Raw genomic sequence first — 1,607 nt, 5'->3', positions numbered from 1 at the left:
GATCCGCGGCACCGCGCTGAGGAGCCCTCTCCGTCCGTCCGCGCTGCGCATCCCGTCCACGACCTCACCCGCGACCGCGCCCGCCGGCAACCGGAGGACCGCGGTGAGGAGCCGGCTGCGGGTGAGGCCGGCCCGGCGGATCCCCGGCGCGTCCCGCACCGGTGACGGGTGGTGGTGGGCCACGAGGTCCGGGACGTGACAGATCTGCCAGCCCGCGTCGTGCAGGTCGAGGGCGACCCGCTCCTCCTCGCCGGGGAAACGGATGACGTCGTCGAACCCGCCCACCCCGAGGAACGCGTCGCGGCGGACGATCGCACCGCACCCGACGAAACCCAGCAGGGCCGGGCCCGGGGCGTCGGGTGCGGTGCCCAGGGGCGAGTCGGCGAGCACCGCGTTGATCGGGTCCGGCTCGTTCGACGGCCCCACGAGGATGGTGCCGGCGGCCAGGCCGAGGCGCGGATACTCGGCGAAGAGCCGCACCGCCCGCTCGAGGGAGTCCGGTTCCCACCACGAGTCGTCGTCGGCGAACGCGACGAGTTCGGTCCGCGCCGCCCGCGCACCGACGGTGCGGGCCCTCGCGGCGAGGTTCTCGGGCGACGCGATGACACTCACGTGGTCGCCCGCGGCACGGCACACCTCCACCGAGTCGTCGTCCGAGGCGTTGTCCACGACGATCACGGGCGCGTCATGGCGGGGCAGGGTGGCCCGGAGGTCCTCTCGCCGGTTCCTCGAGGCCACCACGACGGTCACGTTGGTGTTCACCGGCCCGAGGCTAGCCCGATGAGCCGGGGCTGGCGGGGCGGAGCCGCGTCGGGCAGGCTCGACGGGGTGCGCGTACTCATCGTCGGTTGGTCCAGTCCCCTGCACGGCGAGGCCACGGCCGGCGACGTCCTGGCGATGGAGGCGGTGGCCCGTCGCCTCACCGCCGACGGGATCGGTCACGACACCGCCTGGAGCGCGGTGATGTGCCCGCCCGGCGGCCTCCGCCTCGACGACGTCGACCCCGCCCGCTACACCCACGTGGTCTTCGTGTGCGGCCCCGCCAGCGGCGACGCCGCGGTCGAGATGCTGGACCGCTTCCCCCGCTGCCGACGGATCGCTGTCGGCGTCAGCGTCGTGGACCACGCCGATCCCCTGCTCGACCGGCTCGACGCCGTGATCGCCCGCGACGCCCCCGGTTCGACCGCGCGACCCGACCTGGCCGCACACGTCCCGCCACCGGCGGTGCCCGTCGTCGGGGTGTACCTGACCGGTGGCCAACAGGAGTACGGCGACCGGCGGCGCCACGAGGCCGTGATCGGCGCGCTCACCGACTGGCTGGGTGGCCTGGACGCGGCGCTGCTCCCGCTGGAGACCCGACTCGACCCCCGCGACTGGCGACTGCCCTCGACTCCCGGTCAGGTGAGCTCGGTGATCGCCCGCATGGACGCCGTGGTGACGATGCGGATGCACGGACTCGTGCTGGCCCTGCAGGCCGGTGTGCCCGCACTGGCGATCGACCCGATCAGCGGTGGCGGCAAGGTGTCCGCGCAGGCCGCCGCGTGGGACTGGCCGGCGGTCGTCGGCGCCGACGACCTCGGCGCGGGCGCCCCCGGCGCGGACGCGTT

2 protein-coding genes are annotated in these 1,607 nt (G+C 75.1%); one reads left to right on the top strand and one right to left on the bottom strand.

The window, feature by feature from the left end:
- On the bottom strand, window positions 1–762 hold a 762-nt coding region (locus HMPREF3086_RS01740), incomplete at its 3' end, for a glycosyltransferase family 2 protein (protein WP_070719864.1).
- A gap of 18 nt (window positions 763–780) precedes the next feature.
- Here HMPREF3086_RS01740 and HMPREF3086_RS01735 point away from each other — a divergent pair.
- A partial coding sequence (locus tag HMPREF3086_RS01735) for a polysaccharide pyruvyl transferase family protein (protein ID WP_246830851.1) occupies window positions 781–1,607 on the top strand: 827 nt, incomplete at its 3' end.

It is taken from the genome of Dietzia sp. HMSC21D01, assembly GCF_001815995.1.
Lineage (GTDB): Bacteria > Actinomycetota > Actinomycetes > Mycobacteriales > Mycobacteriaceae > Dietzia > Dietzia cinnamea.
The sequence above is the reverse complement of the archived record's forward strand: the minus strand, read 5'-3'. Positions and strand labels throughout refer to the sequence as shown.